Source organism: Dactylosporangium sp. NBC_01737 (assembly GCF_035963215.1).
Classification (GTDB): domain Bacteria; phylum Actinomycetota; class Actinomycetes; order Mycobacteriales; family Micromonosporaceae; genus Dactylosporangium.
Window position 1 is genome coordinate 3,171,317 of record NZ_CP109153.1, and the last position, 22,791, is coordinate 3,194,107.

General features: G+C 71.8%; 23 protein-coding genes and 1 tRNA gene. 15 read left to right on the plus strand and 9 right to left on the minus strand.

Translation table 11 applies throughout. The annotated features are described in order from the left end of the window. Positions 1-50: 50 nt before the first annotated feature. The 3 genes from OHA72_RS14160 (at position 51) to purE (ending at position 2,286) form a co-directional block, all read left to right on the plus strand. A complete protein-coding gene (locus OHA72_RS14160; protein WP_327008285.1) occupies positions 51-599 on the plus strand; it encodes an ATP-binding transcription factor AbmR in 549 nt (182 codons plus the stop codon). Positions 600-664: 65 nt separating this feature from the next. Further along, positions 665-1,795, plus strand: coding sequence for a 5-(carboxyamino)imidazole ribonucleotide synthase (locus OHA72_RS14165; RefSeq protein WP_327008286.1), 1,131 nt, complete (start codon positions 665-667; stop codon positions 1,793-1,795). After that, positions 1,792-2,286 carry a 5-(carboxyamino)imidazole ribonucleotide mutase gene (gene purE / locus OHA72_RS14170; protein WP_327008287.1) on the plus strand — a complete coding sequence of 165 codons (495 nt, stop codon included), beginning with the start codon at positions 1,792-1,794 and terminating at the stop codon, positions 2,284-2,286. The genes OHA72_RS14165 and purE overlap by 4 nt, the downstream gene beginning before the upstream one ends. 1 nt (position 2,287) lies before the next feature. Here purE and OHA72_RS14175 read toward each other — a convergent pair whose 3' ends face one another. Beyond that, positions 2,288-5,110 carry an AbfB domain-containing protein gene (locus tag OHA72_RS14175; RefSeq protein WP_327008288.1) on the minus strand — a complete coding sequence of 941 codons (2,823 nt, stop codon included), beginning with the start codon at positions 5,108-5,110 and terminating at the stop codon, positions 2,288-2,290. Between the two features lie 488 nt (positions 5,111-5,598). On the opposite strand from OHA72_RS14175, the gene OHA72_RS14180 reads away from it, so the two are divergent. The 3 genes from OHA72_RS14180 (at position 5,599) to OHA72_RS14190 (ending at position 8,067) form a co-directional block, all read left to right on the plus strand. Beyond that, positions 5,599-6,741: a glycosyltransferase gene (locus OHA72_RS14180; protein ID WP_327008289.1), complete on the plus strand. Its 1,143-nt coding sequence runs from the start codon at positions 5,599-5,601 to the stop codon at positions 6,739-6,741. A gap of 98 nt (positions 6,742-6,839) precedes the next feature. Further along, the gene (locus OHA72_RS14185) at positions 6,840-7,646 is read left to right on the plus strand and encodes a sigma-70 family RNA polymerase sigma factor (protein ID WP_327008290.1); all 807 of its coding nucleotides are present in this window, start codon (positions 6,840-6,842) and stop codon (positions 7,644-7,646) included. A gap of 31 nt (positions 7,647-7,677) precedes the next feature. Further along, complete coding sequence (locus tag OHA72_RS14190; protein WP_327008291.1) at positions 7,678-8,067, plus strand: SRPBCC family protein; 390 nt, start codon at positions 7,678-7,680, stop codon at positions 8,065-8,067. Here OHA72_RS14190 and OHA72_RS14195 read toward each other — a convergent pair. The 4 genes from OHA72_RS14195 to OHA72_RS14210 are packed head-to-tail and all read right to left on the minus strand — an operon-like array spanning position 8,064 to position 12,174. Then, positions 8,064-9,080: a LacI family DNA-binding transcriptional regulator gene (locus OHA72_RS14195; protein WP_327008292.1), complete on the minus strand. Its 1,017-nt coding sequence runs from the start codon at positions 9,078-9,080 to the stop codon at positions 8,064-8,066. The genes OHA72_RS14190 and OHA72_RS14195 overlap by 4 nt on opposite strands. A gap of 30 nt (positions 9,081-9,110) precedes the next feature. Continuing rightward, a complete protein-coding gene (locus OHA72_RS14200) occupies positions 9,111-9,950 on the minus strand; it encodes a carbohydrate ABC transporter permease (RefSeq protein ID WP_327008293.1) in 840 nt (279 codons plus the stop codon). Continuing rightward, positions 9,947-10,864: a carbohydrate ABC transporter permease gene (locus OHA72_RS14205; protein ID WP_327008294.1), complete on the minus strand. Its 918-nt coding sequence runs from the start codon at positions 10,862-10,864 to the stop codon at positions 9,947-9,949. Before OHA72_RS14205 ends, OHA72_RS14200 begins: the two co-directional genes overlap by 4 nt. Next, positions 10,861-12,174, minus strand: a complete 1,314-nt coding sequence (locus OHA72_RS14210) for an ABC transporter substrate-binding protein (protein WP_327008295.1) — start codon at positions 12,172-12,174, stop codon at positions 10,861-10,863. The genes OHA72_RS14205 and OHA72_RS14210 overlap by 4 nt, the downstream gene beginning before the upstream one ends. A gap of 175 nt (positions 12,175-12,349) precedes the next feature. On the opposite strand from OHA72_RS14210, the gene OHA72_RS14215 reads away from it, so the two are divergent. From OHA72_RS14215 to OHA72_RS14225, 3 genes are read left to right on the plus strand one after another with little or no spacing between them, the layout of a single operon-like run. After that, positions 12,350-14,317: a beta-galactosidase gene (locus OHA72_RS14215; protein ID WP_327008296.1), complete on the plus strand. Its 1,968-nt coding sequence runs from the start codon at positions 12,350-12,352 to the stop codon at positions 14,315-14,317. 1 nt (position 14,318) lies between these two features. Then, positions 14,319-14,609 carry a DeoR family transcriptional regulator gene (locus tag OHA72_RS14220; protein ID WP_327008297.1) on the plus strand — a complete coding sequence of 97 codons (291 nt, stop codon included), beginning with the start codon at positions 14,319-14,321 and terminating at the stop codon, positions 14,607-14,609. Positions 14,610-14,641: 32 nt separating this feature from the next. Beyond that, positions 14,642-15,049: a hypothetical protein gene (locus tag OHA72_RS14225; protein ID WP_327008298.1), complete on the plus strand. Its 408-nt coding sequence runs from the start codon at positions 14,642-14,644 to the stop codon at positions 15,047-15,049. On the opposite strand, the gene OHA72_RS14230 is transcribed toward OHA72_RS14225, so the two are convergent. Further along, the gene (locus OHA72_RS14230; protein WP_327011558.1) at positions 15,021-16,103 is read right to left on the minus strand and encodes a glycoside hydrolase family 53 protein; all 1,083 of its coding nucleotides are present in this window, start codon (positions 16,101-16,103) and stop codon (positions 15,021-15,023) included. The two genes, OHA72_RS14225 and OHA72_RS14230, sit on opposite strands and share 29 nt — an antisense overlap. Positions 16,104-16,305: 202 nt before the next feature. Then, complete coding sequence (locus tag OHA72_RS14235) at positions 16,306-17,433, minus strand: glycosyltransferase (RefSeq protein WP_327008299.1); 1,128 nt, start codon at positions 17,431-17,433, stop codon at positions 16,306-16,308. Positions 17,434-17,742: 309 nt separating this feature from the next. On the opposite strand from OHA72_RS14235, the gene OHA72_RS14240 reads away from it, so the two are divergent. Further along, complete coding sequence (locus OHA72_RS14240) at positions 17,743-17,946, plus strand: cold-shock protein (RefSeq protein ID WP_327008300.1); 204 nt, start codon at positions 17,743-17,745, stop codon at positions 17,944-17,946. A 411-nt stretch (positions 17,947-18,357) separates the two neighbouring features. Here the strand turns inward: OHA72_RS14240 and OHA72_RS14245 are convergent. Then, positions 18,358-18,431 (minus strand) — tRNA-Met (locus tag OHA72_RS14245). 100 nt (positions 18,432-18,531) lie between these two features. On the opposite strand from OHA72_RS14245, the gene OHA72_RS14250 reads away from it, so the two are divergent. From OHA72_RS14250 to OHA72_RS14260, 3 genes are all read left to right on the plus strand, one after another. Further along, positions 18,532-19,056 carry a SigE family RNA polymerase sigma factor gene (locus OHA72_RS14250; RefSeq protein WP_327008301.1) on the plus strand — a complete coding sequence of 175 codons (525 nt, stop codon included), beginning with the start codon at positions 18,532-18,534 and terminating at the stop codon, positions 19,054-19,056. Further along, positions 19,053-19,931 (plus strand): hypothetical protein, encoded by an 879-nt coding sequence (locus OHA72_RS14255; RefSeq protein WP_327008302.1) that lies wholly within the window; start codon positions 19,053-19,055, stop codon positions 19,929-19,931. The genes OHA72_RS14250 and OHA72_RS14255 overlap by 4 nt, the downstream gene beginning before the upstream one ends. Positions 19,932-20,045: 114 nt before the next feature. Then, positions 20,046-20,603: a kinase gene (locus OHA72_RS14260; protein WP_327008303.1), complete on the plus strand. Its 558-nt coding sequence runs from the start codon at positions 20,046-20,048 to the stop codon at positions 20,601-20,603. 5 nt (positions 20,604-20,608) lie between these two features. On the opposite strand, the gene OHA72_RS14265 is transcribed toward OHA72_RS14260, so the two are convergent. Further along, on the minus strand, positions 20,609-21,013 hold the full coding sequence (locus OHA72_RS14265) for a winged helix-turn-helix transcriptional regulator (RefSeq protein WP_327008304.1): 405 nt from the start codon (positions 21,011-21,013) through the stop codon (positions 20,609-20,611). A gap of 81 nt (positions 21,014-21,094) precedes the next feature. Here OHA72_RS14265 and OHA72_RS14270 point away from each other — a divergent pair, with 81 nt between their 5' ends. Continuing rightward, positions 21,095-21,895, plus strand: a complete 801-nt coding sequence (locus OHA72_RS14270) for an SDR family NAD(P)-dependent oxidoreductase (RefSeq protein ID WP_327008305.1) — start codon at positions 21,095-21,097, stop codon at positions 21,893-21,895. A gap of 27 nt (positions 21,896-21,922) precedes the next feature. Continuing rightward, positions 21,923-22,696: a hypothetical protein gene (locus OHA72_RS14275; RefSeq protein WP_327008306.1), complete on the plus strand. Its 774-nt coding sequence runs from the start codon at positions 21,923-21,925 to the stop codon at positions 22,694-22,696. Positions 22,697-22,791: the final 95 nt, after the last annotated feature.

Genomic DNA, 22,791 nt, shown 5'->3' on the forward strand with positions numbered 1-22,791 from the left:
GTAACGGTGTAATCGTGTAATCAGCGATACGCGAGCAAGGGAGTAAGCACATGCGACGAGGAGAATGGCGCCCGCGCGCCGAGCAGCCGCCGCCCGCCACCGACGCGCCCGCCTGGATCGGCGGCGCGCTGCCCGAGGGCTGGTTCACCGGGCCTGCCGAGATCACCATCGACCGTGACGAGATCACCATTGTCGGGCGGCTCAGCGAGCCCACCCTGGCCGACGACGCGAGCGACGCCGACCGCTCCGCCGCCGAGCAGGGCCGTATCGCCGGGTTCCGGGAGACCACCCGTGACCAGCGGATCGGCATCGCGCAGCAGCTGGAGCGGCGCTACCAGCGCAAGGTCGCGTGGGGCGTGCGGGTCGGCGAGACCCGGGAGCTGTTCACCACGTTCTCCGCGCCGGTGATGACCCGGCTGCGGCAGGCGGAGCGGCAGGTCCTGGACACCCTGGTCGACTCCGGCGTGGCCAGGTCCCGCTCCGAGGCCCTGGCCTGGTGCGTCGCCCTCGTCGGGCAGCACGCCGAGTCGTGGCTGGCCGAGCTCCGCCAGGCCATGACCCAGGTGGACGAGCTCCGCAAGCAGGGCCCCACGGTGTGATCCGCACCGGCCGCGGCGCCCGCGACAAGGGCGCCGCGGCCGGCAAACGTTAGGCTGACCAGCCTATGGACTCGCGAACCGGACTCCCCGTCGTGGGCATGGTGGGCGGCGGCCAGCTGGCCCGCATGACCCACCAGGCCGCCATCGCCCTCGGCCAGTCGCTGCGGGTGCTCGCCGTCTCCGCCGACGACGGCGCCGCGCTGGTCGCCGCCGACGTCACGGTCGGCCGGCACGACGACATCGACGCTGTCCGGGCCTTCGCGAAGGGCTGCGACGTGGTCACCTTCGACCACGAGCACGTGCCCGGCGACCTCATCCGCACCCTGGCCGCCGAGGGTGTCACCCTGCTGCCCGGCGCCGACGCGCTCCGCTACGCGCAGAACAAGCGCGAGATGCGCACCCACCTGGCGGAGCTGGGCTTTCCCGTACCCAGGTGGACCAGCGGCGATCTCCAGCAGTTCGGCGACGAGGTCGGCTGGCCGATCATCGTGAAGACCGCCACCGGCGGCTACGACGGCCGTGGCGTCTTCACAGCGCACACGGAAGCGGACATCCCAGATCACCCGGACCTCATCGGCGAGGAGCTGGTCGACCTCAAGCGGGAGCTCGCCGCCGTCGTGGCCAGGTCGCCGCTCGGCCAGGTCGCCGCGTATCCGATCGTGGAGACCGTGCAGCGGGACGGCATCTGCGTCGAGGTCCTCGCGCCCGCACCCGGCCTCGACGAGGACCTCGCCGTCGAGGCGCAGCGGCTCGCCATCGACATCGCCACCCGCCTCGGCGTCGTCGGCGTGCTCGCCGTCGAGCTGTTCGAGACGGCCGACGGGCGGATCCTCGTCAACGAGCTGGCGATGCGCCCTCACAACTCCGCGCACTGGACCATCGAGGGCGCCAGGACGTCACAGTTCGAGCAGCACCTGCGGGCCGTGCTCGACTACCCGATGGGCGACACCCGGCTCACCGCCCCCGCCGTCGTGATGGCCAACGTGCTCGGCGGCGCGCCCGGCGGCATGTCGATCGACGAGCGGCTGCACCACCTCTTCGCCGAGGAGCCCGGCGCCAAGGTCCACCTCTACGGCAAGCAGGTCCGGCCCGGCCGCAAGATCGGCCACGTGACGGTCCTCGGCGACGACCTGGAAGACTGCCGCCGGCGCGCCGCCAGGGCCGCCCGCATCCTCGAAGAAGGGTATGAGCATTGACCGACGTCGGCATCATCATGGGCAGCGACTCCGACTGGCCCGTCATGCGGCTGGCCGCCGAGGCCCTCGACGAGTTCGGCATCGCCCATGAGGTGCGGGTCGTGTCCGCGCACCGCACGCCGCAGCTGATGCTCGACTACGCCGGTCACGCCGCGGACCGCGGCCTGAAGGTCATCATCGCCGGCGCGGGCGGCGCCGCGCACCTGCCCGGCATGGTCGCCTCCGTGACCCCGCTGCCGGTCATCGGCGTGCCCGTGCCGCTGAAATACCTGGACGGCATGGACTCGCTCATGTCGATCGTGCAGATGCCGGCCGGCATTCCCGTGGCCACGATGGCGATCGGCGGCGCCCGCAACGCCGGGCTCATGGCCGTGCGCATCCTCGCCGCCGCCGACCCGGTGCTCCTCGCCAAGGTCCGCGACTTCCAGGAGGCCCTGAAGACGATGGTGGCGGAGAAGGACGCCGCCCTCTCCGCCACCATCAATCAGTGACCTACGGAGCCCACGGCGACGCCAGGTTCCAGCTGCTGTCGGCCGTCAGCGCCTGCGGGCGCTGGAAACCGGTGCCGTTGCCCGCGGAGATGTAGACCGCCGACTCGAAGTGCCGCAGGTATGAGCCCGCGATGTTGATCGACTCCAACGTGACGCCGGTGCCGCCGACGCCAGGGCGGGCGCAGAAGGTGGCGTCGGCGAGGAACAGCGCCGAGCCGTCGTTGACCGCGTTGCGGACCCGGCTGTCGGCGTGGCGCAGGAACTGGCCGGGGAAGTTCACCGACTCGAACGAGTAGCAGGACGAGTCGGCCAGCCCCCGCCGGACCGTGTAGGTGGCGTCGGCCTTCAGCAGGGCGCTGCTGCCGGCGTTGACGATCTCGGTGTAGGCGAGGCTGTCGGCGTGGCGCAGGTACCGGTCGGTGAAGCCCCACGTGGTGACCTGCAGCGACCTGCGCACGTCGGTCTGCAGCAGCACCGAACTGCGCCACAGGGCAGGGTTCGCCGTGTTCCAGGTCGCGTCGGCGGCGAATCCGGTCGCGGTGTCCCAGGCGTTCGGGCCGCCGCTGCGGGCCAGGTAGACGGTGTCGGCGTAGTGGCGCAGGTACGAGCCGGGGAAGTTGACCGACTCGAACGACGTGCCCCCCGCGGCGAGCCCGGCGCGGCTGCACCAGGTCGCGTCCGCGGCGAAGCTGCCGCCTGTGTTCGTGTCGATCCGGACCCGGGAACTGGCGTGCCGCAGGTACTGGCCGGGGAAGTTGACCGACTCGAACGAGAAGCACCGCGGGTCGGCCAGGCCGGCCACAGTGCGGAACGACGCGTCCTGCCGCGCCCCGTCGGCGCTCGCGGCGCTGAGCACGTCGGTGCGGGCGAAGGAGCCCGAGTGCCGCAGATAGCGGTTCGTGAACCCGGCCGTGGTCACCTGGAAGGACCGCACGTGCCCGAGCGTCATCGGCACCGCCGCGTTGAGGTTCTTCGACGCGTTGATGAGGTTGACGTTCGCGGTCCGGACCTGGTTGGTGTCGACCTTCTGGACCTGCCGGTCGTAGGTGAGCAGCCCGTTGTACTCGCCCTCGACGTCGGTGATCTCGGTGTACACGTACGCCGACAGGCCCTTGGTCGTCATCAGCTGCTGCGAGTCGCGGATCATGCCGGTGAACCGGTCGGTGAGCTGCGCGCCGCTGAACACCTGCTCGTAGGCGAAGAACTGCCCGTTGGGGCTGTACTCGTGCCCGGGGGTGCGCAGGCCGATCCCGCCGAACTCGCCGAGGACCGACACCCGGGTCGCCGACGGCAGCGGCGCGTCCGGGCCGGTGTAGATGTGCCAGTCGATGATGTCGCCGGTACCGGGGTCGCCCTTGGACGCGCAGCAGTTGTAGCCGCTGTGCGGGTTGATCAGGCGGGTCGGGTCGTAGTTCTTGAGGTCCGTGGTGATGCGTTGTGTGTCGGCGAGGCTCCACTCGCCCCAGCCCTCGTTGAACGGCACGTACGTGACGACGGCGGGGGAGAAGCGATGCTCGTCGATGATCTCGCGGGCCTCCGCCTCCAGCTCCGCGATCTGCGCCGGGGTGCGGTTCGCGTCGAACGCCAGGGTCGACGGGATGTCCTGCCACACCAGCAGTCCCAGCCGGTCGGCATGGTAGTACCAGCGCGCCGGCTCGACCTTGATGTGTTTGCGGACCATGTTGAACCCGAGGTCCTTGTGCTTCTGCAGGTCCGAGGCGAGCGCGGCGTCGGTCGGCGCGGTGTAGAGCCCGTCGGGCCAGAAGCCCTGGTCGAGCGTCCCGGCCTGGAAGACGAACTCGCCGTTGAGGGTCGGCCGCAGCACGCCGTCGACCAGCTTCTTGCCGATCTCCCGCATGCCGAAGTAGCTCACGACCTGATCCACGGTGGCGCCGGCGCCGTTGCGCAGCGAGACCCGCAGGTTGTACAGGAACGGGTCGTCGGGTGACCAGCGCCGAGCGTTGGGCACCGGCACGGTGAACTCGGTGAAGCCGCCGGTCGCGCTGCCGACGACGGTCGATCCGTTGAGCGCCTCGGCGAGGACGGTGTGGCCGGTGACGTTGCCGCGGGTGAAGACCCGCACCCGGGCGGTGTTGTTCGCGAGGTTGGCGTAGACGTCGACGGAGAAGATCGACGACACCGGGGTCGGCTCCAGCCAGACCGTCTGCCAGATCCCGGACGTCGGCGTGTAGAAGATGCCGCTGGGGTTGTTGGTCTGCTTGCCGACCGGCTGCTTCTCGCCCCGGCCGTCGGTCGGGTCGTAGACGCGCACCACGAGTTCGTTGACGCCGCCGTTGAGCTGGCCGGTGACGTCGACCTCGAACCGGTCGTAGCCGCCCTTGTGGGTGGTGACCTGCACGCCGTTGACCCAGACGGTGGCCTCGTAGTCCACGGCACCGAAGTGCAGCTGGACCCGCCGGCCGTTCCAGCCGGCCGGCACGGTGAACGTGCGGCGGTAGAACATCAGGTCGCGGTTGTCGTTGCGCATGATGCCCGACAGCGCCGACTCGACCGGGAACGGCACCAGGATCCGCTCGGGCAGCGTCTGGCCCAGCGGCGGCGCCGCGAGCCGGTTGACGTTGCCCGCGCCGTCGGTGGCCGGGTTGAGGAACTCCCACTCGCCGTTGAGCGACTGCCAGTCAGGGCGGGTCATCTGCGGCCGGGGGTACTCCGGCAGCGGGTTCGTGGTGGACACCTGGCTGGTCCACGGTGTCGTCAGCGGCGGCGTCTTCGGCACGACGGCGATAGCAGGCGCACCGGTCGCGATCAGCGCACCCGTGGCGAGCGTCAGGACGGCGAGGGTACGGGCGAGAAGGCGGCGCATCGAACTCCTTCTGGCGGGAAAGAGCACGCGGAACCGGCGCGCGGCCGGTTGGCGGTCGGCCGTGCGCCGGCAGCGGGCGTGATGGTGAGCATCGACGGACTTGGGTGGAGCCCGGGTCCCGGGAACGTAACATGAAACATTCCCGAACGGAACAGCTCACATGCGCCCACTAATCAAACAAAAACCATCACCGATGGTTCGTCGCGAGCCGCCGTGATGCCGGAGCCGGGACGGGACCGGTCGCGCCGCGTTTCTGCTGTCCGGGCCCGCAGCGCGTAGAGTGAGGGGGCCGCACCACAGACAGTCCGTCGTCGACGGACGCGATCCCATCGATCGAGGCCCCGCCCAGACCGTGCACCGGGACCGCCATCGCGACGGCACGCACGTCCCGTCGACGGCGGATCAGCAGCCGAACGGTCCCCGCGTGGCCACCAGTGACCGCCGCCTTCGGCGGGCGCGCCGGGCCGCGGCATCGGAAGGCTCGGCAGATGGCCATCGGCTATGGATTCCTCAGCGCGCACCCGCCGACCCGCAGCGGTTCGGCGGCGTTCAACGCGGGCCTCGCCGCCGCGCTGAACGCGCGCGGGTGTGCCGGCGGCGTCGTGCGGATGACCACCGCCGGCGACGACCAGCGCCAAGCGCCGGGCGTCGTGCACACCTGGCCGGCCGGGGCGGGCCCCGGATGGCAGGGTGCCGCCGAGGCGCTCAACGCGTTCGACGTGGCCGTCGTCCAGCACGAACCGGGCCTGTACCCCGGCAACGGCGGCGGCGACGTCCTGCCGCTGCTGCGCCGCCTGACCGTCCCGTCGATCGTGGTCCTGCACGCGGTCCCGACCCGGCCGACGCCGGGGCACCGTTCGCTGCTGGAGGCAGTCGTGGCCGCGGCCGGCGTGGTCGTCACGATGGGCGCCGCCGCGCAGGACCGGCTCCTGCACGGCTACACGGTCGACGCCGCGAAGGTCGTGGTGATCCCGCACGGCACCACCGACCACGTCACCGAGCATCCGCCGGTGCCGCGGCGGGAGCGGCCGCACCTGCTCACCTGGGGGCTGCTCGGCCCGGGCAAGGGCGTCGAGTGGACGCTGCGGGCCCTCGCACAGCTCCAGGACCTCGACCCGACGCTCACCGTCGCCGGGCAGACCCATCCGAAGGTCGTGGAGCGGCACGGCGAGGCGTACCGGGCGGGCCTGCACCGCCTCGGCGCGCAGCTCGGCGTCGCCCACGCCGTGGACTACCAGGCGTTCCACCACGACGAGGCGGCGCTCGGCGGGCTCATCCGGTCCGCGGACGTCGTGGTGCTGCCCTACGACGATCCGGACCAGGTCACCTCAGGGGTGCTCGCCGAGGCGGTGGCGGCCGGTGTACCGATCGTCGCCTCGACGTTCCCGCACGCCATCGAGCTGCTCGGTGGCGGCCGGGGCCTGCTGGTGGCGCACCGGAACCCGGCGGCCCTCGCCAAGGCCCTCCGGCGGGTCCTCACCGACCCCGCGGTCGCCGCCCGGATGGCCCGCTCCGCCCGGCCGCCGGTGCACTGGCCCGAGGTAGCCGCGCAGTACGAGGCGCTCGCCGGCCGTCTCATCGCCGCGGCGCCCGCCACCCGCCGCGTCCCGGCGCCCGCGAGCGCCGGCTGACCCGCGCCCAGGCCCTGCCCGCCCGAATCCCTGAACTCCTGCGACACAAGCCTTGAACGCCCGTGGAACCCGAGCCCCCGAAGGGGGCGGTGAACGCCATGACCCTGCTCACGACACCCGCCATCCACCCGTCCGCCACGCCGCCTGTCGTGGAGGACCTGCTGCGCGCCCGCGACCGGCTGCCCGCCGGGCACCCCGACCGCGCGGAGCTGCGTGACCGGGCCGTCGAGGCGATGCTGCCCCTGGCCCACCGGCTGGCCAGGCGGTACGCGGGCCGCGGCGAGCACCTCGACGACCTGACCCAGGTCGCCGCCCTGGCCCTGGTCCGGGCGGTCGACGCGTTCGACGCGACCCGGCTCGTGCCGTTCGTCGGCTACGCGGTGCCCTCGATCGTCGGCGCGCTCAAGCGGCACTTCCGCGACAGCGTCTGGGACCTGCGGGTGCCGCGCGGCGCGCAGCAGCTCGGCGCCGACCTGCGGGTGGCGACCGGCCACCTGGAGCAGCTGCGCGGCCGGACCCCGACCCGGGTCGAGCTCGCCGCCCACCTCAGGGTGGACGCGGGCACGCTCGCGGACGCGGTCAGCGCCTCGTGGGCCTTCCGGCTGGGTTCGCTCAACGCGCCCCGCTCCGCCGCCGAGGACACCGAGCTGCTCGACCGGGTCGGTTTTCTCGACGCCCGCCTCGACCGGGTCGACGACCGGCTGTCCAACGGCGTCCTCGGGCGGCTCGTGGCCGCGCTGCCCCCGAAGTCGCGGCAGATCCTGGTGCGGCGGTTCACGGACGAGATGACCCAGGAGCGCATCGCGGCCGAGCTCGGCATGTCGCAGATGCACGTCTCGCGGCTGCTGCGGCGGGCGATCGAGCAGCTCCGCGCCGGGATGGCCGTCGAGCCCGCACGGGCCTGACAGCCGCTCCCGCTTGCGCGAAAATGGAGCCATGGTGTCGCGGCATGTCAGTACCCACATCAACCGCTCGGCGGCGGACGTCTATGCCTACGCGTCGAATCCGGTGAACCTGCCTGCGTGGGCGCCCGGCCTGCTCAAATCCGTCGAGCGGGTCGACGGGCAGTGGGTCGCCGACTCGGACATGGGCCGCATCCTGCTGGACTGGGCGCCGGACAATCCGTTCGGCGTCATGGACCACCACGTCACGGTGCCGTCGGGGCAGACGTTCTACAACCCGATGCGGGTGACGGCCGACGGCGACGGCAGCGAGGTCGTCTTCAGCGTGCACCGGCAGCCGGAGATGACCGACGAGGAGTTCGACCGGGACTGCGCCGCGGTCCGGGCCGACCTCGAAGCGCTCCGGGACATCCTGGAGTGCTAAGCGGACTCTCGCACGACGAGTTCGGTGGGGACGATGACGGCGGCCGGGCTCTCGCCGTCGATGAGGCTCAGCAGCAGCCGGACCATCTCGGCGCTGATGCGGGGATACGACTGGCGCACCGTCGTCAGCGGCGGCTGGGTCGTCAGGGCGACCTGACTGTCGTCGAAGCCGCCGACGGCGACGTCGTCGGGGATGCGCTTGCCCGCCAGCTGCAGCGACGTGATCGCGCCGGCGGCCATCAGGTCGGAGGCCACGAAGACCGCGTCGAGTTCGGGCGCCTGCTCCAGCAGGCGCCGCATCGCGGCCTCGCCGCCGGCCCGGGTGTAGTCGCCGTGCGCGATCAGGGCCGGGTCGGACTCGCCGAGCGCCTCGCGGTAGCCGGCGAGCCGCTCGATGCCGCCGGGGGTGTCGAGGGGGCCGGTGATCGTGGCGATCCGGCGGCGGCCGGTGGAGCGCAGGTAGGTGACCATCTGGTTGGCGCCGTCGCGGTCGTCGGCGGCGACGTAGGCGGCCTGCCGCTCGTAGCCGATGGGCTTGCCGCAGGCGACGACGGGCAGGCCGCGGCTGAGCAGCTCGGGGATGAGCGGGTTGCCGCTGTGCGTGGAGACGAGCAGGGCGCCGTCGACGTGCCCGCCGGTCAGGTACCGGCCGAGGCGCTTGCGGTCCTCGAGGCTGCTGGCGAGGGTCAGCAGCAGCGTGATGTCGTGCTTGGCGAGTGCCTGGGTGCAGCCGTGCAGCAGGACGTTGAAGTTGGGGTCCTCGAACAGCCGGTCCTGCGGCTCGGACAGGATGAACGCGACCGACTGCGAGCGCTGCGTGACGAGGCTTCTGGCGTGCTGGTTCACCACGTAGCCGGTCTTGCGCATGGCGCGCTCGACCGCTTCCTGCGCGGCGTCGCTGACGTCATGGCCGCCGTTGAGGACCCGGGACACGGTGCCCCGGGACACCCCGGCCGCCGCCGCCACGTCGTTGATGGTGGGACGGCGGGCGGGGCGGCGACGTGGTTCGGGCACGACGACATTCTGCACCAGGATGTCCCGGCCTCAGCCTTTGACCGCTCCGGACAGCAGGTCGACCCGCCAGTACCGCTGCAGCGTCAGGAAGAGCACCACCAGCGGCAGGATCGACAGCAGCGCCCCGGTGACGACCAGGGTGTAGAGCGCGGGCGTGGTGTTGCCCTGGTTGAGCATCGTGTAGAGCCCGACGGTGACGGGGAAGCGGTCGTCGGACGTGAGCATGATGAAGGGGAGCAGGAAGTTGTTCCAGATCGCGACGAACTGGAACAGGAACACCGTGACCAGGCCGGGGATCATCGACGGCACCGCGATGCTGGCGAAGATCCGCAGGTCGCCGGCGCCGTCGGTGCGGGCCGCCTCGATGAGCGAGTCGGGCACCGCCGCGGCGGCGTAGATGCGGGCGAGGTAGATGCCGTAGGGGCTCAGCACGCTGGGCAGCAGCACCGACAGGTAGCTGTCGGTGAGCTGGAACTTCGCCAGCAGCAGGTACTGCGGGATGGCGAGGACCACGGCCGGCACCAGTACCCCGGCGAGCAGGACGTTGAAGACCGTCGAGCGGCCCGGGAAGCGGTACTTCGCCAGGGTGTACCCGGTGAGCCCGGACACGGCGGTCGACAGCAGCGCGCCCACGCCGGCGTAGAGGGCGGTGTTCGCGATCCACCGCCAGTACATGCCGGACTGGTAGCTCGACAGCTCGCTGATGTTGTCGATCAGCGCGGTGCCGGGCGCGAGCGTGAAGCTGTGGAAGAGTTCCGCGTTGGTCTTCGAGGCGGCGGTGATCACCCAGACGAGCGGCAGCAGGCAGTAGAGCGCCCCGACCAGCAGCACCGCCGTGGACACCCAGGAGGGGCGGCGGCCCGGGTTCACTGCTCCGCCCCGAACGCGCGACGCTGGACCAGTTGCAGAAAGCCGAACGAGAACAGCAGCGTGACCAGGGCGAGCACGACCGAGGCGGCGGCCGCCGAGTGGATGTCGTCGCGGGCGAACGCGTCCTGGTAGATCTTCATCAGCGGGGTCCAGTTCGACGGGAGGGCGTTCGTCAGCGGCCGCAGGGTCGTGGGTTCGCTGAACACCTGCAGGGTGGCGATGAGGGAGAAAACGAAGGTCATGATCAGCGCCGGCGTGAGCATCGGGATCTTGATCCGCCAGGCGATCTGTGCCTCGGTGGCGCCGTCGATGCGGGCCGCCTCGTACATCTCGGTCGGGACGGCCCGCAGCGCGGTGTAGAGCACGATCATGTTGAACCCGGTGCCGCCCCACACGGCGATGTTCGCGACCGAGAAGTAGATGCTGGTGGGGCCGAGCAGGTTCACCGGGTCGCCGCCGGCCTGGACCAGCAGCCACTGGCCGGGGCCGACGGACGGCAGGTACATGAACCCCCACATCAGGCTGGCGATCACCGCCGGCACCGCGTAGGGCAGGAAGATCGCGATCCTCCAGACGCGCCGCGCCCTGGCCCTCGGCAGGTCCAGCAGCAACGCGAAGAGCAGCGCGAGGCCGAGCATCGTCGGCACCAGCAGTCCGCCGTAGATCAGCACCCGCAGCGCGCTGCGCCAGAACTCGGCGTCGTCCAGCACGGCCCGGTAGTTGGCCAGGCCGGCGAAGGACTCCTTGCGGGCCGCCGCGCCGAGCCCCAGCCCGGACACCTTCACCCGGCGCAGCGACAGGTAGACGGTGTACCCGATGGGCACGACCATGAAGACGGCGAAGAGCACGATGGCCGGGGTGAGGAAGGCGTACGGCACCCGGGCGGGCGCCGTACGCACCGAACGTCGTGTCATCCCGAGACCTTGAAGCCGTTCTTCTTCAGGTCGTCGACGGTGGCCTTCTGCATCTGGTCCACGGCCGGACCGAAGGCGGTCTTGCCCGTGATGGCCTTGGCGAAGGCGTCCTTGTACGTGGCGTAGGTGACGTTGACGTTGGGGCCCCACGTCACGCCGGCCGCGGTGCCCGCGAACTGCTGGGCGAGGGTGTAGAACTCGGGCTGGTTGCTGAAGAACGCCGGCGGCTTGGCCAGGGCGCCGCCGGACTGCGCGGCGGTGGCGGCCGGGTAGATGCCGCCCTCGGTGATCAGGCCGGTGACGGCGGCGGGGTCGGTGTTGAGCCACACGGCGAACTGGGTGGCCTGCGCGATGTGCTTGCTCTTGGCGGCGACGGCGGTCGAGGAGCCGCCCCAGCTGCCGGTCTTGTGCTCGCCGGCGGTCCACTGCGGCAGCTCGGCGATGGCCCACTTGCCCGCCGTGTCGGGTGCGTTGCCGGTCAGGACGCCGGGTCCCCAGACCGCGCTCGGCCAGGCGATCAGGGTGCCGTCGTTGAGGGCCTTGTTCCATTCGGGGGTGTACATCGGCTGGCTGTCGACGTCACCGGAGGCGACGAGGCCGCTCCAGTAGTCGGCGAGCTTCTTCGTGGCCGGGTCGTCGACGTGCACCGACCAGGTGTCGCCGCTGACGCCGAACCACTGGGCGCCGGCCTGCTGGGCGAGACCGGCGAACCAGCCGGGGTCGGCGGCGGAGAACGTGGTGAGGCGGCGCTTCGGGTCCTTCTGCTTCACCTGCTTGGCGACCTGGCCGAACTCCTCCCAGGTCTTGGGGACCGTCAGGCCCATGTCCTTGAACAGGTCGGCGCGGTAGTAGAGCATCATCGGCCCGGAGTCCTGCGGGATCGCGTAGACCGCGTCGGTGCCGAGCGTGATCGTGCTCCACACGCCGGGCGCGAACTTCGACTTGGCGTCGCCGACGTGCTTGGTGAGGTCGGCCGCGGCGCCGTTGCTGACCAGGGTCGGCAGCGCCTGGTACTCGGCCTGGAAGAGGTCCGGCGGGTTGCCGGCCTTGTTGGCGGTGAGGACCTTCGTGACCTCCTCGTCGCCCTGGGCCTGCTTGCTGACCGTGACGTGGATGTCGGGGTGGGCGGTGTTCCACTGCGCCACGACCTTGTCGATGCCGGGCACCCAGGACCAGAAGGTCAGCTCGACCTTCTTGTTCTGATCCTTGGCCGACTCGGTGGCGTCGTCGCCACCGGAGCTGCAGGCCGAGGAGAGCAGGAGTGTGCCGGCCGTGGCCGCGAGCAGGAATGCGCGGATCTTCGGCTTCATGAGGTCTCCAACTGCGATCGTCGTCGGTTGACGGGGGTGAACGACCGTGAGCGCTCACAGTTTTGGCCGTGCTATGCACGGTGTCAAGACATTGCGCCAACCTGAATCCGACCGGTAGAACATGCGATACTTGACCACAACGGGGTCTGGGAACGTTCACGGTAAGGAGCAGTTGATGGCGCAAGCGGAGCAGCCGCGGCCATTAGGGTGGCCGTATCCACGAGGGCTGGACGCGATCGCCTACGGCGGTGACTACGCCCCGGAGCAGTGGCCCGAGGAGATCTGGGCGCAGGACGTCGAGCTCATGCGGGTCGCGGGCGTCAACCTGGTCAGCGTCGGGATCTTCAGCTGGGCCCTGATCGAGCCGGACGAGGGCCGCTACACGTTCGAGTGGCTCGACCGCGCCCTGGACCTGCTGCACGGCGCCGGGATCCGGGTCGACCTGGCCACGCCGACCGCGGCGCCGCCGCCCTGGTTCGCGCACCGCCACCCCGGCGCCCGGCTCGTCGACCGCGCCGGGCACGCCCTCGGACAGGGCGGCCGGCAGAGCTTCTGCCCGAGTTCCCCCGACTACGCCCGCGCGTCCGCCGCCGTCGCCGAGCAGCTCGGCCGGCGCTACGGCGAGCACCCCGCCGTCGCGCTGTGGCACGTGCACAACGAGTTCGCCGGGGTCAACCCGCACTGCTACTGCGACACGTGTGCGGCCGCCTTCCGCGACTGGCTGCGCGACCGGCACGGCGACCTGGCGACCCTCAACGCCGCGTGGGGCACCACGTTCTGGGGCCAGCGCTACGGCGACTGGGCGCAGATCGAGCCGCCGAGGGTCGCGCCCACCGCCGTCAACCCTGCCCAGCAGCTGGACTACCTGCGCTTCTGCTCCGACACGCACCTGGCCAACTACCGGCGGGAGCGCGACGCCCTGCGCAGGCACTCTCCCGGCGTACCGATCACGACCAACTTCATGATCGCCAACTGCAAGTGGCTGGACTACTGGAAGTGGGCCGGCGAGGTCGACATCGTCGCCAACGACCACTACCTGGACGCCGCCCGCGAGGACCGGCACGTCGAGCTGGCCATGTGCGCGGACCTCACCCGCAGCCTCGCCGGCGGCGCGCCCTGGCTGCTGATGGAGCACTCGACCAGCGCGGTCAACTGGCAGCCCCGCAACATCGCCAAGCGCCCCGGCGAGCTGGCCCGCAACAGCCTGTCCCACGTCGCCCGCGGCGCGGACGGGGTGCTGTTCTTCCAGTGGCGGGCCTCGCGTTTCGGCGCCGAGAAGTTCCACTCGGCGATGCTGCCGCAGGCCGGCACCGGCACCAGGATCTGGCGCGAGGTCACCGAGCTCGGCGCCCGCCTGGCCGGCCTCGGCGCGCTGCGCGGCACCCGGGTCGCGGCCGACGTCGCGGTCGTCTGGGACTGGGAGTCGTGGTGGGCCCTCGAGCTGGAGTGGCGCCCGTCGGTTGACCTGCGCTTCCGGGAGCGCGTCGAGGCCTACTACGGGCAGCTGTGGCGCGACCACCTGACCGTCGACTTCGTGCACCCCGAGGCCGACCTCGCCCGCTACCGCCTCGTCGTGGCGCCGACGCTCTACCTGACGACCGAGGCCGCCGCGAAGAACCTCGACGCCTACGTGTCCGACGGCGGGACGCTGCTGGTGTCCTACTTCTCCGGCGTGGTCGACGCCAACGACACCGTGCCCGACGGGCCGTATCCGGGTGCGCTGCGGGACCTGCTCGGGCTCACCGTCGAGGAGTTCCTGCCGCTGCGCGCAGGGGAGCGGGTCGAGCTCAGCGACGGCTCCACCTCCGACGTCTGGGCCGAGGACGTCGTCCTCACCGGCGCGGAGACGGTGCTGCACTACGTGGACGGTCCGGCGCCGGGCCGCCCCGCCGTCACGCGGCACACCCACGGGCGCGGGACCGCCTGGTATGTCTCCACCCGCCTCGCCGACAGCGCTCTCGGGCGGCTGATGCGGCAGGTGTACGAGGGTGCCGGGCTGGACGCACGGCCCGACCTGCCGGACACGGTCGAGGTGGTGCGCCGGCCGCCGTTCCTCCTGGCGATCAACCACGGCACGGCCCCGGCCGACGTCCAGGGCGTCACCGTCGAGGCCGGCGCCGTCGCTGTGATCGAGGAGGGGTGACGTGCTCGGCGACCTGCGCCGCGCCCAGATCCTCGCCGACGCCCGGGAGCAGGGCGGCGTCAGCCTCCGCGAGCTGAGCGACCGCTTCGAGGTGTCCATCCCGACGATCCGCCGCGACCTGTCGGCACTCGCCGACCAGGGCCTGGTGCGCCGGGTGCACGGCGGCGCGGTCGCGGTCCGGACCGACGCCCGCACGGCCGTGCGCACCGAGGTGCGCACGGCGCCGCGGACCGTGGCGTCGCACCAGGTGGGGGGGGTTCCCGCCCCGCGGTCCTCGCGGCCGACCCGGTGATCCCGCCGCCGCCACCGGACGGGGACGTCTACGTGGCGCGGCGGATGGTCACGCTGGAAGAGGCGGCGGCGATGGTCACGCCCGGGATGGCGATCGGCGTCTCGGGCGGAGCCGCGGCGATCGGCCTGGCCGGGCTGCTCGACGACGTGCGCGGGCTGACCGTGGTCACGCCGGTGCCCGCCGTCGCGGCGGCGGTCGTCAACCGGGCGACCGTGGTCGTGCTCGTCGGCGGGGTGCGCACGCCCAGCGGCAGCCACGCCGGCCCGCTGACCCGGGCGACCCTCGCGCAGCTCAACCTCGACCTGGCCTTCGTGGAGCTGCGTGACCCGGCGACGACCGGTGACGCGCTGGCGGCCCAGACCGACCTGGCCCTGATCCAGCGCGCCACCGCCGCCGTCTGCCTGGAGCCCGCTACGGGGTCCAGACCACGTTCGGGTTGACCTGCCCGGTCCAGTTGAAGATCGCCATGTTGTCCCACTGGTTGCCGGTGCCGTTGATGTTCGCCGGGTTCCAGCCGTTGCCGGGGATCGCGTACCAGGTGGGCTCCCAGTAGAAGACCCCGATCGCGCCGGCGTTGCGGGCGGTGTTCTGCACGTGGGTGAAGTTGGTCGCCTGGCCGGCCCACGACGCGGGGTAGCCGCTGCAGGGCTGGGATCCGCTCACCGAGTTCGACTCGGAGTCCGCGTTCGCAGACGTGAACGGGTACGCGGTCTCGGCGAGGACGACCGGCTTGCCGTAGCGGGACCTGGTGTCGCCGATCACGTAGTACAGGTTGGCCAGGTCACCGTGCCACATGCAGTAGTAGGACAGCCCGGTGATGTCCCACGTGACGCCCTTGGCCTTGATGCCGTCGTAGAACCAGCGGGCGTGGTCGACGTTGTCGGCGTTCGCCGTGTGGATGATGACCTTCGTGCCGCTGTTGCAGGCCTTGACCGCGTTGTAGCCGGACTTGAGCAGCAGGCTCACGTTGGTGAAGTCGTTGTTGATGACCTTGCCCTCGTTCCACAGCATGCCGACGTTGATCTCGTTGCCGATCTGGATGCTGTCGGGCGTGGTGCCCTGGTTCTTGAGCGCGGTGCAGACCTGGTAGGTGTAGTTGTAGACGTCGGACTGCAGGGTGCCGATGTTGTGGCTGGCCCAGGCGGCAGGCTTGTACTGCTTGCCGGGGTCGGCCCAGGTGTCGGAGTAGTGGAAGTCGACCATCAGGGCGAGCCCCTTGGACTTGACCTTCTGCGCGTCGAGCAGCACCTTCGCCAGGTTGTTGTAGCCGCTGGCGGGGTTGTTCCAGATGCGCAGCCGCGCGTAGTTGACGCCGGCCGACTTGAGGATGTCGAGCGGATCGGCCTGGGCTCCGGACGCGTTGTAGTACTTGGCGCCCAGGTCGAGGCTGCGCCGCAGGGACGAGACGTCCGCGCCGCGCATGGTGAGGGTGGTGGCCGCTGCGGCGGGCGCGGCCGGGATGAGCACTGGGGCGGCGGCGCCCAGCAGGAGCATGCCCAGCAGGGCGGCAAGGCGGGGACTTCGGCGCACAGGAACTCCTTCGGGGGTGTTGTTCCGTGAACGCTCCCAGTCTCAGATCGGCCATCGACCCGTGTCAAGGATTCACTCACACCGCTCGCTCCGCAGCATTTCCGGGAGCGTTCACGGAAGAAACACCCACGGCACCGCCCCGGAGGGCGGTGCCGTGGAAGGGCCGTCAGGCCTTGGAGGTGGCGTCCTGCAGGACCGTCGCGAGGGCGGTGTACCGCGTGGCGATGGTGTCCCAGTCGGCGCCGGCGGTGCGCCGCAGCGCCTCGGCGCGCATGCCCGCCACCAGGTCCGGATCGGTGAGCAGCCGCTTGAGCGCGGCACCGATCGCGGCGCCGTCGCGGTGCGGCACGAGCAGGCCCGCGCCGGTGCCGAGCAGCTCCACCGCGTGCGGGAACGGGGTCGCGATGACGGGCTTGCCCGCCGCGACCGCCTCGTGCAGCACCCCGGAGGAGACCTGCTCGGTCGTGTCGTACGGCAGGACCACCACGTCGGCGCGGTCGACCAGGCGGGCGAGCGCCGACGGGTCGGCGTAGGAGCGCTCGAACCTGACCAGGTCCGCCACGCCGAACGCCCGGACCTTCTTGTACAGGCCCAGCCGGTAGGACTCGCCCTCCTCGGCGAGGACCTTCGGGTGCGTCTGGCCGGAGATCACGTACCGCGGGCGCGGCGAGAGGTGCCGCACCTCGCGCATGCCGACGATCGCCCACTCGACGCCCTTGCCCGGGCCGAGCAGGCCCCAGGTGAGGACCATGGGCTCGCCGGAGGAGCTGACCGTGCGGATCGCCGGCTGCACCAGGGCGCCGTGCGGGATGACGTGCACCTTGGCCGGGTCGACCGTGTACGTCTCGTGCAGGCGCTTCCTGGCCGACTCGGTGGTGATGACCACGGCGCCGGCGAGCGAGGCCACGGTCTCCAGGATCCACTGCTGGTGCGGGGTCGGCCGGCGCTTCACCGTGTGCAGCACGATGATGCTGGGCGAGCGGAGCCGGTGCAGCAGGTCCAGCACACCGTCGCCGTCGTTGCCGTCATAGATGCCGTACTCATGGTTGACGATCACCACGTCGTGCCGGTCCAGCGCGGCGGCGGCGACCTCGGACGAGCCGGCCGCGTTGGCCTGGAGGTGTGCGATCACCTCGGGCCGGTCCGTGAACGTCGGCGAGTCGACGACCCGCACGACGCCGACCCGGTCGACGCCGGGTGCGGCGGACAGCGCAGTGCCGAGCGCCCCCGCGAACGCGGCAACGCCACACTGGGTCGGCGGGTATGTGCTCAACAGGCCAAAGGACGTGTTCACCGCGCCCACCTTTCGTCGGCGGGCTCGGCGCCAGGGATGGAAAACGGCCGGACCTTCCTGGGCCACGGTACACCCGCCGGGCGGATCGGTCCTCGTCCGGTTCCCTCGTTCTGGCCGGTAGGCGGCTTTTGCCGTGGTAGAGTCAAAGTGTTGCAGTTTTGGTTTCCGCATACTTTGCCAGCGCCTGGGTGGGTATCAGATACCCTGGGCGCTTTTTTGCGTTCCAGCCCTGTCTTGGGATGAGGATTTCAGCCGCAGCGACACGGCCCCCACGCGGTGTGGGTGCCATCAACCTGCGAGGAGCAGCAGATGACTGTCGGTACCGTGAAGTGGTTCAACGCTGAAAAGGGCTTCGGATTCATCACGCCGGACGGCGGCGGCGCGGACCTGTTCGCGCACTACTCCGCCATCGCCACGGGCGGCTTCCGCAGCCTGGAGGAGAACCAGCGGGTCGAGTTCGAGGTGACCCAGGGCGCCAAGGGCCCCCAGGCCGCGAACATCCGCCCCGTCTGACCGTCACGCCCCGCCGGCACCCCTAGGTGCCGGCCCCCCGTGACACAGCAAGAGCTCACGCACCCCACCCGGGCGGCGTGAGCTTCTTCATGTCCGGACCGGACCATTCCCAGCCGCCCCCACCGACGCCAACCCCAGCCACCGACGCCAACCCCAGCCACCGACGCCGTTGAGCCAGCCACCGACGCCAACCCCAGCCACCGACGCCGTTGAGCCAGCCACCGACGCCAACCCCAGCCACCGACGCCGTTGAGCCAGCCACCGACGCCAACCCCAGCCACCGACGCCGTTGAGGGGGTGTGGGTGGAGCAAAGCTCCCCCACTGGGGAGCGAAGCGAAGCGAGCGCGAAGAACGCGGAGAACCTCAACGGCAAGCGGCCCCCGCCGCGAAGCAGGGGCCGCCAAGGTCCGTAGCGGGGACAGGATTTGAACCTGCGACCTCTGGGTTATGAGCCCAGCGAGCTACCGAGCTGCTCCACCCCGCGTCGTGCCTTAACCCTACCTGACGGGCGCCAGGGGTTTCTCGGCGGGGCACTCAACCTTCCGCGTGGTGCCGTCGTCTTGACCGCGACGAAAGGAGAGCCCGTGTTCTGGAAACGCAGCTTCGATGGGCTGGACGCCCTCGTCGCGGAGCGCGGCAGTTCGCTGCTCGCCACGGCGGTGCTGCTCACCGGCAGCCGCGCGGCGGGGGAGGACCTGTTGCAGGGCGCCCTGGAACGGCTGATGCGCTCGTGGGGCCGGGTCCGCGAGGACCGCGAACGGTACCTGCGGCGCACCATGTACCACCTCGCCGTCGACCAGTGGCGGCTGCGCCGGCGACGGCCCGAGGTGTTCACGCACGCGGAGCCGCAGGGGCAGCCCGACGCGGCCGACGCCGTCGCGCTGCGGCAGGCGCTGATGCAGGCCCTCGCCCAGCTGCCGCCGCGGCAGCGCGCGGTGCTGGTCCTGCGGTACTGGGAGCAGCTCAGCGAGGCCGAGGCGGCCGAGGTCCTCGGCTGCTCCGTCGGCACCGTCAAGTCCACCGCCTCGCGGGGCCTGTCCCGGCTCCGCGAGCTCACCGCCACCTGGGACCTCCAGCCATTTCCCCTCTCCAGTGGAGCGCAGCGATGAGCATCGACCTTGAAACGCAGCTCGCGGCCGGCATGCGCGCGCACGTCGCGGACATCGCCGTCGACGGTGCCGTCGTCGCGCGGGCGGCCCGCCGGCACCACCGCCGCACCGCGGTGATCCGCACCGGGTACGCCCTGGGCGTGGCCGGCCTCGCCGGTGTCCTCGCGGTGGGGCTCACCGCCGGCGGCGGGGGCGGGACCGCGAAGGACCGGCCCGCCGTGCAGGCCGAGGACCCGGCCTCGCTGCGGCTGTCGAAGGCGGCCGCCGCCAGCGACAACATCAGCTACCGGATGAAGGTGGCCACGGGCAGCGCGACGGGCCCGGCGACCCGCACGTGCGAGGGTGCCTTCGACCCGCTGACCGCCACCGGCTACGTCCGCTGCCCGCAGGACGACTCGGTCACCGTCGAGCTGATGATCGACGGCGTGCGGTACATGGGTGGCGAACCGCCGCTCACCCCGCTGCCGGCGGACAAGGGCCCGGGCGAGACGTACGGCCGGTACGGCCAGTACCCGGGCAAGCATGAGCACCTGTCCCTCTACGGCGACTCCGGCACGGTGCTGGGCGCGGCGGCACCCGATCCGGCCGCGCTGTTCAAGGCCCTGCAGCAGGCGAACGCGACCATCACGCAGAACCCCGACGGCACCCTGCACTTCGACTACGTGACCCAGGGCAGTCAGGGCTCCTCGACCACCGCGGGCGACGTCACCCTTAACGCCGACGGCAGGATCGCGTCGGTGACGCTTTCCGGCACCTGGCAGTCGACGGCGAAGGGCCGCCTCGACACCGGCTCCTTCCACGCCACCATCGAGCTGTCCGACTACGGCGTGGCCGTCCACGTCGACCGGCCCAAGGACGTCGTCCCGGCGAACTGACCACCGGACGCGAGCCGAGGCATCGCCCACGGCCACCCGCCGGTGGCAGCCCCGGCACCGCGACACACCGGCGGGTGGCCGCTCGTGGCGCGTCCGCGCTGCGACCATGGGGCAATGCCACCGACCGGGCATCCAGAGACCAAGCTGATCGTGGTGCGGGGCAACTCCGGCTCCGGCAAGAGCAGCGTCGCCCGTGAGCTGCGCCGCCGGCACGGCCGCGGTTGCGCGCTGGTCGAGCAGGACCACCTGCGCCGGATCGTGCTGCTGGAGCGGGACCTGCCGGGCGGCCTCGCCCCCGACCTGATCGCGCAGGTCGTCCGGTTCGCCCTGGACAACCACTACCACGTGATCCTCGAAGGCATCCTCGTGACGGACCGCTACGCCCCGATGCTCGCCGGCCTGTGGCGGGCGCACCGCGGCGGCAGCTGGTGCTTCTACCTCGACGTGAGCTTCGAGGAGACGGCGCGCCGGCACGCGTCCCGCCCGCAGGCCGGCCAGTTCACGGTCGAGGACATGCGCGGCTGGTACCGGACCCGCGACCTGCTGGGCTTCGCCGGCGAGCGCGTCGTCGGGCAGGACTCGGCCCTGGAGCAGACCGTGGCCCTGATGGCCGACGTGACCGGCCTGCCCCAGGACGCCCGCGACGAGGACGTCCAGGTCCGCACGGCCTGACCGGGTCAGGGTTGCGCTGACCGCCGGGCCGAGGCGATCTGCGGCTGGTGGGTGACGGCCCAGTCGGCGAGGGCCGACAGCGGGTGGAGCAGGCTCCCGCCCAGCGGGGTCAGCCGGTACTCCACACTCGGCGGCACCGTCGGATGCACCGTGCGCAGGACCAGCCCGTCGGTCTCCAGGCCGCGCAGGGTCCGGGTCAGCATGCGCTGGCTGATGCCCTGGATGCCGCGGTGCAGCTCGTTGAACCGGAACGGCCGCTGCCCGAGCAGGACCACCACGAGCACCGTCCACTTGTCGCCGACCCGGCGCAGGACGTCGGTCACCGGGCACTGCTCGTATTCGTCCGCCGGGACGGGGTCCGGCAGGCGGTGGCTGAGCATGGAGGGCACACCGGTGTTCGTTGCCGACATGCAACTGCCTTCTTCCGCGTTCCGTGGCGGTTACCGACGATGGGGGTACACACCGATCGTAACCAGGGGGACAGCGTGCGCGTGACGGTCATCAGCGGTGGCACCAACGGCATGGGCCGCGCCCTCGCGCTCGCCCGTCTCGCCCGCGGCGACCAGGTCGTCGCGATCGGCAGCGACCCGGCGAAGGGACGGGCGCTGGGCGACGCGGTCACGTTCCTGCGGGCCGACCTCACCTCGATCGCCGAGACCAGGCGCGTCATCGGGGTGATCCTCGAGCGCTGGCCGGTCGTGGACGCCCTGGCACTGTTCGCCAACCGCCAGGCCCCCTCCCGGATCTCCACGGTGGACGGCCTGGAGGCGACGTTCGCGCTGTACTACCTCAGCCGCCACCTGCTCAGTCACGGCCTGCGACCCGCCCTGGACCGCGCGCCCGCCCCGGTCATCGTCAACGTGGCCGGCGTCGGCACCACCAAGGGTTCGATCCAGTGGGACGATCTCCAGCTGCGCCGCCGGTACCGCATGATCACCGCCCAGCTGCAGGCGGGCCGGGCCAACGACCTGCTGGGCGTGGACTTCGCCGCGACCTCGGGCTCCCGGGCCCGCTACGTGCTCTACCACCCCGGCTTCACCCGCAGCGGCGACCTCGGCCCGCTGCCGGCCCCGCTGCGCCTGACGATCCGCGCGCTGGCGGCGGTCGCGGCCAGGCCGGTCGCCGAGTCCGTGCGCCCGGTCGCCGACTGGATCGACACCCCGCCGGCGGCCCCGCTCACCGCCGTGGACCGCGGCCGGCCGGTCCCGCTCGACCTGCCGACCCTGGACCCGGCCGCCGCCGCCCGCCTCGCCGCGGCCACCACCGACCTGCTCAGGACCGCCGCGCCGTGAGCCTGCATCGTGGTCCATCATGGTGCGATGACGCCCGCCGAGCCGTTGACGGTCGACGTCACCGACGGGCTCGGTGTGGTCGAGGTGCTCGGCAACGACGCGGCCAGCGTGCTGTACCTGTCCGGGGCGCCGGTATGGGTGCACGCCTACGACTGCCACGGCAGTGTCGGCGAGCTGGCGGCGCGGGCCGGGGACGCCGGATGGGACGCGCCGCGGCCGGCGGAGCTCGGCGCGCTGCGGGACTGGCTGGCGGAGCCCGGGCTGCGGGTGGAGCGGGGCCGCCGCGGCGCGGCGCCGCTGGACCGGGTCCACGGGCTGCGGGTGGAGCCGCTGCTGCCGCTGCTGCGGTTGTTCTGCAACGGGCGGTACCTGGTGTCGGCCCGGACGATGTCGCTGGCGGTCACGGTGTTCGACCGGGTCGAGGCGGACTGGTTCGCCTGGTATTCCGGCTACCGGGACGATGACGACTACATCCTCGCCACCGATCGCTGGCCGGCCCCGGGGCTGGGCACCGTCGAGGAGCACCGGGCCAGGATCGCCAGGGGCATCCGGCCGGCGCTGGTCGCGGTCGGGCCGCCCGGCGGCGCGGGGCGCTACCTGCTCGACGGGCACCACAAGCTCGCCGCGTACCGCAAGGCCCGCGTCCGGCCGCTCGTCATCGACATCGTCCCGGCCGAGCCGCGCCCGCTGCCCAAGGCGCTCTTCGCCGACCTGCTGCCCGAGCGGGCCCGCGGCGAGTTCAGCCAGGCGCTGGACGGGTGGCGCTGGGGCGGCCCGCCACCGGACGGCCCCGGCGGCTGACCCGGCCGCCGGCCTTGCAGCGGTCGCTGCCGCATCGCGGACCGCGGATATCGGCATGGCCTCGCAGCGGTCTGCCCGGGAGATCCCCCGGCAGG

Coding starts and splice junctions, on each gene's coding strand:
- OHA72_RS14185 (WP_327008290.1), top strand. CDS start 6,840: ATGACCCTGCTCACGACACCCGCCATCCACCCGTCCGCCACGCCGCCT.
- OHA72_RS14255 (WP_327008302.1), top strand. CDS start 19,053: ATGAGCATCGACCTTGAAACGCAGCTCGCGGCCGGCATGCGCGCGCAC.
- OHA72_RS14265 (WP_327008304.1), bottom strand. CDS start 21,013: ATGTCGGCAACGAACACCGGTGTGCCCTCCATGCTCAGCCACCGCCTG.
- OHA72_RS14205 (WP_327008294.1), bottom strand. CDS start 10,864: ATGACACGACGTTCGGTGCGTACGGCGCCCGCCCGGGTGCCGTACGCC.
- OHA72_RS14160 (WP_327008285.1), top strand. CDS start 51: ATGCGACGAGGAGAATGGCGCCCGCGCGCCGAGCAGCCGCCGCCCGCC.
- OHA72_RS14165 (WP_327008286.1), top strand. CDS start 665: ATGGACTCGCGAACCGGACTCCCCGTCGTGGGCATGGTGGGCGGCGGC.
- OHA72_RS14275 (WP_327008306.1), top strand. CDS start 21,923: ATGACGCCCGCCGAGCCGTTGACGGTCGACGTCACCGACGGGCTCGGT.
- OHA72_RS14210 (WP_327008295.1), bottom strand. CDS start 12,174: ATGAAGCCGAAGATCCGCGCATTCCTGCTCGCGGCCACGGCCGGCACA.
- OHA72_RS14230 (WP_327011558.1), bottom strand. CDS start 16,103: ATGCTCCTGCTGGGCGCCGCCGCCCCAGTGCTCATCCCGGCCGCGCCC.
- OHA72_RS14260 (WP_327008303.1), top strand. CDS start 20,046: ATGCCACCGACCGGGCATCCAGAGACCAAGCTGATCGTGGTGCGGGGC.
- OHA72_RS14240 (WP_327008300.1), top strand. CDS start 17,743: ATGACTGTCGGTACCGTGAAGTGGTTCAACGCTGAAAAGGGCTTCGGA.
- OHA72_RS14215 (WP_327008296.1), top strand. CDS start 12,350: ATGGCGCAAGCGGAGCAGCCGCGGCCATTAGGGTGGCCGTATCCACGA.
- OHA72_RS14175 (WP_327008288.1), bottom strand. CDS start 5,110: ATGCGCCGCCTTCTCGCCCGTACCCTCGCCGTCCTGACGCTCGCCACG.
- OHA72_RS14180 (WP_327008289.1), top strand. CDS start 5,599: ATGGCCATCGGCTATGGATTCCTCAGCGCGCACCCGCCGACCCGCAGC.
- OHA72_RS14190 (WP_327008291.1), top strand. CDS start 7,678: ATGGTGTCGCGGCATGTCAGTACCCACATCAACCGCTCGGCGGCGGAC.